Raw genomic sequence first — 9182 nt, 5'->3', positions numbered from 1 at the left:
CCGGAGAGGGTCAAGGGCGACGAAACCGACGGGCTCGACGAGATCTTCCTGCCCGTCGACATCGACAAGTGGGTCAACCGCGAGGCCGGCGTGCCGAATGCCCTGGTCGACAACGAGATCGGTGATGCGCTCGACGCCATTCGCGACAAGGGCGCTTTCGTCTGGGCTGTCTTCGATTGCTGCCATTCCGGCACCGCGACACGCGCCGTCGAAGTCGACGATGAACTGGAACGAAAGGTCGAATTCGCCGATCTGGTCGGCGGCGACGAAGCCGCCAGGGCCACGGCCATCAAAGCGTATGAAGACACGGTCGCGACCGCGTCGCGCGGCCTCGACGAGAATGGCGCGCGCAAGCCTGCCTTCAACCTGAGCCCGACAGGGGCCGGACCGATCACCAAGGGCAAGCTGGTCGCCTTCTATGCCGCCCAGACGATCGAGACGACGCCGGAAATGCCGCTGCCCAAGGGGGTGACGGACGCGCCTCGCTTCGGCCTGTTCACCTTCACCATCCTGTCGAAGCTGGCCGAGAATCCCGCCGTCACCTATCGCCAGCTCGGGCAGGCGGTGCTGCAGCAATATTCGGCCGACAGCCGCACCCGGCCGACGCCGCTGTTCGAGGGCGAACTCGACGCACGCGTGTTCGGCACCGACAGGACGGACGCGGTCATGCAATGGCCCATTGTCATCAAGGACGGCGATATGACGATCGGCGCCGGCCTGCTGCATCGTCTGACGCCCGGCAGCAAGCTCGCCATCCTGCCTTCGGCGCTGTCCTCATTGTCCGACGCCGTCGGCTATCTCGAAGTGCGGTCGGCGAAGAACCTGGAAAGCCGCCTCAAGCCGGTCGAGTTCGACAAGAAGCCGGCGCTCAAGCTCGCCGAGATTCCGGCTAACGCCTATGCACGGGTGGCGGAGATCGCCGTCGACTACAAGCTCGTCGTCGCGCGACCGGCGGCGTCAAAAGGACTCGAGCAGGAAACCGCGCTGGTCAATTCGGTTCTCGACGAGCTGGTCGTTGCCAAGGAAACCGGCTTCAACATCGAGCTGGTCGATCCAGGCAAGAGCGCCGAGCTTCGCCTCGCGGTGATGCGCGAGAACGCCATCGCCGGCGCCGCCAAGGACGACACCGACAAGCCGGCGCTTTGGTTCCTGCCGGCGTCGGGAGACGTGACGCTCAAGGATGGCGGCAAGCCACCGCTGGTCATCATCCACGGGGATGACCGGCAAAAGCTGGCCGATGCGATGACAAGGAACTTGCGCACCATCTTTCGTGCCACCGGGCTGTCGCGGCTGGCAGCGGCCTCCGACTACAAGCCCGAGGACGTCGATGTCGAGTTCCAGGTCAAGCGCCGCGACAAGGACGGCCTCGAGCCGTTGCAGGCATCCGCGGTTCCTCGCGTCTCGCCGGGCGACGAGGTGCATGTGCTGGCGAGGAACAGCTCGGACCAGTTGGTCGACATCAATGTGCTTTATGTCGGCAGCGACTATTCCATCACCCACATCGTTGCCGAACGCCTCGCCCCCAAGGCCACGCTCGAAGAGGGACTGCTGGCCTTCACCGACACCAGTTTCGGCATGGAGCGGATGATCGCGGTGCTGACCGAGGCGCCGCCGGAGAGCGAGAAGGAAGATCTGAGCTTCCTGGCGCAGGACGGCGTTGCAGCGATGACGCGCGGCCTGGGGTCGGCCAGCTTCTCGGACATGCTGACCGATATCGGCATGGCGCCCGCGACCCGATCCGTGATGCGGCTTGCCGACAAGAGCGGCCCGAAGGGAGCCGTGATGATCTTCCCGATGGAGACGGTGCCACGCACCTGAGCGCGGCATCTGGTGCCGGCCCCTTGCACGGTGGGCAGGATAAGTGAACATTCTCCGGCTGGAGACGCATGACAGCCCGATCAAGCAAGCGAGGCCTATCGTGAGAACCGTTATCCTGAACCTCATTGGCGCTGTTGGCGGCCTGGTCGCCGTGCTCGGCATGTCCAGCGCTTCGGCGGAAGAGCCTTGCGGACTCTGCGCCAAGGAAATTGTCATCAATTCCGAGTTGGCGAGCTGTTTTCTCGATCAATATGACCAGATCGCCACAAGCAAGAGCGAAGCCGTCGCGGTGGATCTCAGCAATTGTGCATCGCGCGGCGTGGTCGAAGCCCTGCCCTCGCCGACCAAGGGGACCGTGGAGCCGGATATTCAGTTCATGATCTCGCGCCAGCAACTCGGTTGCCTGAGGCAGAAGCTCAAGGAACCGGGCCTTGTGCTTGACCCCTCGGCCAAGATCGATCTGGGGCGTTGCGAATGAAAGAGCCAAAACCCAAACCCGCGCGGGAGCCGATCGCACAGGCGTCGCCGGAGATGAGCCTGGCCATTTCCGGTCCTCCTGAAGGCAAGAAGCACCCGGCGCCGCCGGTCGAGGTCCCGAAGAAGGAAGCCAATCCGTTCACCGACGGTGACTGGCGCACGATCGTCGACGCATGGGCCGGCCTCGGTGTGCGTTTCGTGTTGATCATCGGGGCGCTTTTTTCGGTGGTGCAGTATCTTCAGTCGCGCGAGGAACAGCGCGTCTCGCAATCCATGGCCTTGGTCGAGCTTTGGGAGACGGCCGATTACCAGAAAGCCCAGCAATCTTTGAAGGCTCGCCTGGCGGCGCTCAACGACAAATACAGCTCGCTCTTGGGCTCCAATCCGACCGCGGCCGACGAGAAAGTCTACAGGCAGCGCATCGGCATCGAGGCGATGTCGGCCAGTGGCGGCGAAGAGCCGTTGGGGGAGTTCTCCGCCGATTTCGACAAAATCCTCTATTTCCTCAACCGCCTTTCCTTTTGCGTCGAAGGGAATGTCTGTTCGCGGGAGGTCGCGGATGCCTATTTCCGTGACTACGCCGTCTCGTTCTGGAGTTATTTTGCCGGCTATATCGACCGGCAGCGCAAGGCTGGCTCAACCACCTTCGCGAAGGCCGTCGAAAAGTATATCGGCGATACATCATCGTCATTGACGAACTGACGTGAGCATCCAGGCATGAAGACCGGTCAGGCGTTTTGTCTTGCTTTATGCTGGCTGGCGATGCTCGGCGTGGGCACCTTGAATTCTGCCCGCGCCGACGATACGCCGGACTTCCATCTCGATCTCGATACCGGGGGACATACCGCGCAGGTCACCGATCTCGCCTTCACGCCCGATGGCGAGGACATCGTGTCCGCCTCCGACGACAAGACCATCCGCATCTGGGACTGGCAGAGCGGGGTGACGCTGCGAACCATTCGCGGCTATCTCGGCAATGGCAGCGACGGCAAGATCTTCGCAGTTGCCGTCGCGCCCGATGGCAAGACGATCGCCGCAGGAGGCTATTTCGGCGCCAGCCTCGGCGACAAGCCGCCCTATGGCGACATCAGGCTCTTCGACTTCGCCACGGGCAAGATGAAGGCAGTGCTGAAGGCCGCGGACTACGCGACCTATGACCTGGCTTTCTCTCCCGATGGCAAGACGCTGGCCGCAGGCGGTGCGGACGGCGTCGTCTATTTATGGAAGCAGGACGACAAATCCGCGACCGGATGGACGCTGGACAAGAAACTCGATGCCGATTCCTGGCACATCGACAAGATCGCCTTCGCCGCGGCGGGAACCCGCCTGGCCGCCGCCACCACCGACAATGGCATTCGCCTCTGGGATGTCGAGAAGGGCGAGGAGATCGCCTTGCCGGCCGAAGCAGAGCCATTGCGCGACATCAGCGTCATGGCGCTGGCCGTTTCGACGGACGGCGCCCTGTTCGCCACCGGCGGCAAGGACGGGCAGGTCCAGATCTGGCATGCCGCCGACGGCACGTTGGCGCGCGCCATGCCGAAGCAGGATTTCCTCATCGGCTCGTTGACCTTTGCCGGGGACGCTCGGCTGGTCGCGTCCTGCGGCTACCGCTGCGCCGACAAGCATCGCTCCATCGCCTGGAACATCGAAACCGGCGAGAAGACGCTCGACTATGCCGGCCATGACGGCACGGTCCACGCCAGCACCGCCAACGCCGATGGCTCGCTGGTGGCGACCGCCGGCGGCCTCCGAAACGCCATCCAGGTCTGGGACCCGGCGACCGGCGAGCGCAAGGCCCTGCTGCAGGGATTGGGCGAGCCTGTAACCGCCGTCGGCATCGATGCATCGAACGGTGTCATTGCCTGGGGCAACGCCAACGCTTGCCCCGACCGTGTGGCCTGTCCCGAAGAACAGGGAACGCTGGACAAGACGCTCGAACTTCCAACCAAGGAACGCTTCTTCGATGCTCCCCAGCCGCTCGCGGAGTCCGGCTCGTTTGAACGCGCCGCGCTGGCCGAGGGCAAGTGGTCGCTTGGCGCCGCCGCAGGCGGCAAGGATGCGCTTGAAAACGCAATTTTGGAGATCGCCAATGGCGGCAAGGTGGTGCGTAGCATTGAGAACGACGCCACCAACGGCTTTGTCCATTCGGCCTATACGCTGATCGACAGCGGGCTTGGCCTGATCACCGGCGGCAATGACGGCACGCTGCTCGAATACCGGACAGCGACCGCGAAAGTCTCCGGTGAATTCACTGGCCATACGGGCGAGATAAACGCCCTGGTCGCTTCAGCCGAGGCTGGCCTGCTGGTCACCGGCAGCGCCGACCAGACGCTACGGCTATGGAACCTCAAGACCCACGAATTGATCGTGTCGATGTTCTTTGCCGGCTCGCAATGGATCGCCTGGATGCCGCAGGGCTATTACTACTCCTCCGACGAGGGCGACAAGCTGATCGGCTGGCAGGTCAACCAGGGCCGCGACCATGAAGGCCGCTTCATTCGCGCTGGTCAATTGAAGAAATATCTCTGGAGCCCGGAAATGGTTCGGCGCGCGATCATCCTGCGCAGCGCCAAGCAGGCGGTCCAGGAGATGCGCCCGGGCGTCGACAATGAGTTGCGCAAGCTCCTGCAGCGCAAGCCGCCGGAGTTCGCGATCCGCGTCGCCGAAGACCAGAGCAAGGTCCGGGACGGCTATGTCGCGGTCGAGATATCAGGCGCCAGGGAGGCTGGAACCGATGTGACCGGCTTCTCCATCCTGTCCAACAGCCGCAATGTCGGCGACATCACGGCTCGCTCGGTGGATGGCGACCGCACCATCGTCGAGATACCGGTCGAGACTGGCGAGAATACAATCCGCGTCACCGGCACCAACGAGTTCGGCTACCTGACAGAGCGCAGCGTGACGGCGCTGGCAAGGAAGACCGAGAAGCCGCAGGCCAAGGGCAAGCTCTATGTCGCGGTCATCGGCGTCGACAAATATCCGTTCCTGACCGATGCCTGTTCGGGCCGCGCCTGTGACCTGCGCTATCCCGTCGACGACGCGACAGAATTCCTCGACGTGATTTCCCGGAAATCAGCGCCGCTGTTTTCGTCGATGGAGACCCTGGTCCTGGTCAACCGCGAAGCGCTGGACGAGGATCCCGACAAGGCCAGGCAGACCTACGCCGTCGCCAGCGCCGCCAACATCATGGAGCCGGACTCCGACACGATCGACGACCAGCTTGCCGATTTCCTCGACAGGCCGGGCGAGCAAGACACCACCATCATCTTCGTCGCCGGCCACGGCATCAACATCGACGAGGACTATTACTTCATCCCGACCGATGGCCGTAAACAGGACGCCGAGCGCTGGAAGCGGTCCTCGCTGGTCGACTGGGGCGACATCCAGAAATCGGTCGAGCGGGCCAAGGGCATGCGCTTCATGCTGCTCGACACCTGCCATGCCGCCAACGCCTTCAACCCACGCCTGGAGAAGGACGCGCAGGATGCCCGCATCGTGGTGTTTTCAGCCACCGCTGCCAACAACACCGCCGCCGAACTGCCGGAACTCGGCCACGGCGTGTTCACCTATTCGGTCCTCGAAGGCCTGCGCGGCAAGGCCAGGACATCGGATGGCGGTGTCACCCTGTTCGGCCTCGCCGACTTCATATCGCGCGAGGTGGTGCGGCTGACGTCCTCGAAGCAGAAGCCGTTCTATTATGTCGGCGGCGTGGAAAACATCGTGCTCGCCGAGCCATGAGGGGGCTGCGCCTGGGCACCCCCCTCTGTCCTGCCGGACATCTCCCCCGCAAGGGGGGAGATCGGCTGCTTCAGCTGATACGCCTACTTTTCAACGTTAGAAATTGGCGAAAGCAGTGGCGACATCTGATCTCCCCCCTTGCGGGGGAGATGTCCGGCAGGACAGAGGGGGGTGCCTGCGCGCGAACCATCCAAATGATTTTTTTATTAACGCTTCTCGCCTTCCTCCCCCTCCCCGCCCTCGCCGCCCCTGTCGTCTGCCCGCCCGGCACAGAAAACTTCCCGCCCTTCTACGACGACGCCACTTTGTTCAAGGGCGCAATGGCAGCAGTCGCCGATGTCCAGCCCTCGAACCAGCGGCTGACCGGCATCACCGTGCCTCACCATCTGCTGGCGGCCGACCTGGTGGCTCTCGGTTTCCGGGCGGCGTCCGGCTTTCGCTACAAGCGCATCGTCATCCTGTCGCCGGACCATTTCCACAAGACGCACAAGCTTTATGCCACCACGTCGCGCGGTTTCGACACCGTGCTTGGCCCCGTCGCGGCCGACATCCAGGCGGTGCGCCAGCTCGAAACGAATGGCGACATCGTCGAGGACTCCTGCCTGTTCGACAAGGAGCACGGCGTGCGCGCCATGTTGCCCTTCCTGCACCACTATTTCCCCGAAGCGAAGATCGTGCCGGTGGCGATGTCGGTGAAGGCCAGGCGCGGCGACTGGGACAGGCTCGCCGAAGCGCTCAAACCGATCGTCGACCAGGACACGCTGATCGTCGAATCGACGGATTTTTCGCACTATCTGCCCCAGCACGAGGCTCGCCGCTTCGACCAGCAGTCGCTGAACATGCTGGCCGCCGGTTCGCTCGACGGAATAGCGATGCTTCGCCAGCCCGATCACGCCGATTCCGTCGGCGAGCTCTACATCCAGACCAGGCTGCAGCGCGAATTGTTCGGCGCCCAGCCGCTGGTCGTCGCCAACGAGAACTCGCAGGAGCACACGTCCGACTATGTCGAGCGGACGACGAGCTATGTGGTGGCGCTGTTCGGCGCCTTCGGCCCCGGTTTCAACAATCCGGCCCGGCCGAAGGACAGGATCTATTATCTCGTCGGCGATGTGAACTTCGGCCGCGCCATGAAGAAAATCCTGGTCCGCGACGGCGTTGCAGACAAGATCGTCGAGAACATCCTGACGCTGACCGGATCGCGGCCGCTGATCGTCAATCTCGAAGGCGTCATCCTGCCCAACGTGCCTGAAGCCATCGACGACATGACGCTGGCCATGCCGGAAGACCTCGCGGCCACCATGCTGAAGCGGCTGCATGTCGCCGGCGTCAGCCTCGCCAACAACCACGCCTATGATTTGGGCCCCTCAGGCTATGCCGAGACCTTGCGTGCGCTGGACATCGCGGGCATCCCGCATTTCGGCCAGGGCGAGACGCTTGCGCTCGCCGATCTCGACCTTGTCGGCCTGACCGACATCGACACCAACGGCTCGAAGAACGTCGACCTGCTCACCCCGGCCCTGCTCGACCGGCTGCTGCACGAGGATGCGCGGCGGCCGGTGGTCGCTTTCGTCCATTGGGGCCGCGAATACAGGACCGAGCCATCGGCGCGCGAGACCATGCTTGCCGACGAGATGCGGCTGCGCGGCGCCTCAGTCATCGTCGGTGGCCATCCGCACGTGTCGAGCGAGGCGATCGTGCCGCTTGCCGGCGGCGATGTGGCGGAGGTCTATTCGCTCGGCAATTTCCTGTTCGACCAGAAGGCTGAACGCTCCTCGGGTTCGATGCTGGAACTGCGCGTCTTCGCCCAGGGCACGGTTTTCACCAGGCTCATCCCACTGCCGAACTATTTCGAGATGGGCCGGAAATAGGCGCATCCGAAGGTGTGTTGAGAGTCAGGTCAGGCCGTGTCGAAAACGGTGGATTGCGAGAACCGGAGCGAAGCGTACTTCGGTACGTGAGCACCGGAAGCGCAGGAAGCCACCGTTTGCAGGCCGGCCTGACCTGAATATCGACATGCCCTAGCCGCAGCCCACCATGTCGCGCGGCAGATAGCAGGCCGTCGGTTCGGTCTTGGTCTCGAACAAAGACTGTTTTGGCCGGAAATAGAAGAAGGTGACCGGCTTGCTCTCGCGCACGCTGCCGTCTGCGAAACGGGCTTCTATGCTGAAGCGGTGGATCGACGACATCGACGACCACATTTTCAGCCGGGCCGTGTAGGCGCTGACATTCTTGTTGCCGCGTACCGGCATGGCGATGGCATAGTCATGCTTGCCTATGGGGAACTCGATGTTCTGGTAGCGCATCGCCTCCGGGGTGCCGCCGCCGCCATCGCCGCACTCGGCCATCGATTCCGGCGTCTCGAAGACGGCCATGGTGATCGAGGTGCGGAACGCCTCGCTCTGCTGGTAGACATGGCCTTCGTCATCCGCCCAGGAATAGTCGAACTTGCCGATCGCGTTGAGTGTCATCGCCTGCTGCATGCTGGCCAGATAGTCAGCGACCTCGCCGAACTTGATCTTGTTGGTCAACTGGCTGCGGCAGACATTGAGGCTATCCACCGACGGACAAGGAAAACGCCCCGTCTCCAGGCTGGCCGTATCAACTCCGGCCTCGGTTAGCACGCTCTTGATCGATACGTCGGTGCCCTCGCCGAAACTGCCGATGTCCTTGATGAACATACGGCTCGGCTCGCCGGTCGGGTTGCCGTCCTCGTCCACGCCTGTGAACTGGATCGACATCTTCATGTCCTTGGCATCGCCCCAGCCATTGTTGATGATCGAGAAATCCGGCCGGAAGCCGACGCAGCCGAAATGCTCCGATATCGACAGCATCGGCTTGCGATAGGCATCGCTGGCGGCGACCTTCATCTCCAGCCTGTCGAGCTTGACCTTGGATCGATCTGAAGTCTTCAGGTCGACTTCGGCGAAGGCCGGCGTGTCGTCCCATGCCATGCCGCCATAGACATTGCTTGTGGTGATCTCCCCGGTGCCGTTCCAGCTGTCATTGTATTCATCGGCCTGCGGATAGATCGCGATGTCCTCGTCGCGCACCAGGTGCTGGTACTGCATGTCGGACTGCTGGGTCATGCGCTGGTCGACCGCGACGCCGATCTCGACCTTGTCGGCGGCGCCGCCGCCGGTCCGCGCCTT

Annotated in this window: 5 protein-coding genes and 1 pseudogene; 5 read left to right on the top strand and 1 reads right to left on the bottom strand. The window is 63.2% G+C overall.

What is annotated here, in order from left to right; genetic code table 11:
- From WC739_RS22865 to amrB, 5 genes are all read left to right on the top strand, one after another.
- The coding region (locus WC739_RS22865) for a caspase family protein (RefSeq protein WP_372955270.1) at window positions 1-1818 on the top strand (1818 nt) is incomplete at its 5' end.
- A gap of 100 nt (window positions 1819-1918) precedes the next feature.
- Window positions 1919-2296 (top strand): hypothetical protein, encoded by a 378-nt coding sequence (locus WC739_RS22860; RefSeq protein WP_372955269.1) that lies wholly within the window; start codon window positions 1919-1921, stop codon window positions 2294-2296.
- On the top strand, window positions 2293-2997 hold the full coding sequence (locus WC739_RS22855; protein WP_372955268.1) for a hypothetical protein: 705 nt from the start codon (window positions 2293-2295) through the stop codon (window positions 2995-2997). The genes WC739_RS22860 and WC739_RS22855 overlap by 4 nt, the downstream gene beginning before the upstream one ends.
- 15 nt (window positions 2998-3012) lie before the next feature.
- Window positions 3013-6033, top strand: coding sequence for a hypothetical protein (locus WC739_RS22850; RefSeq protein WP_372955267.1), 3021 nt, complete (start codon window positions 3013-3015; stop codon window positions 6031-6033).
- A 194-nt stretch (window positions 6034-6227) separates the two neighbouring features.
- Entirely contained in the window at window positions 6228-7901 is a 1674-nt protein-coding gene (amrB, locus tag WC739_RS22845) for an AmmeMemoRadiSam system protein B (protein WP_372955266.1), read from the top strand.
- Between the two features lie 150 nt (window positions 7902-8051).
- Here the strand turns inward: amrB and WC739_RS22840 are convergent.
- Window positions 8052-9182: pseudogene (locus tag WC739_RS22840) on the bottom strand (hypothetical protein); the annotation flags it as partial.

This window comes from Mesorhizobium sp., assembly GCF_041661565.1.
Taxonomy (GTDB): Bacteria; Pseudomonadota; Alphaproteobacteria; order Rhizobiales; family Rhizobiaceae; genus Mesorhizobium.
The sequence above is the reverse complement of the archived record's forward strand: the minus strand, read 5'-3'. Positions and strand labels throughout refer to the sequence as shown.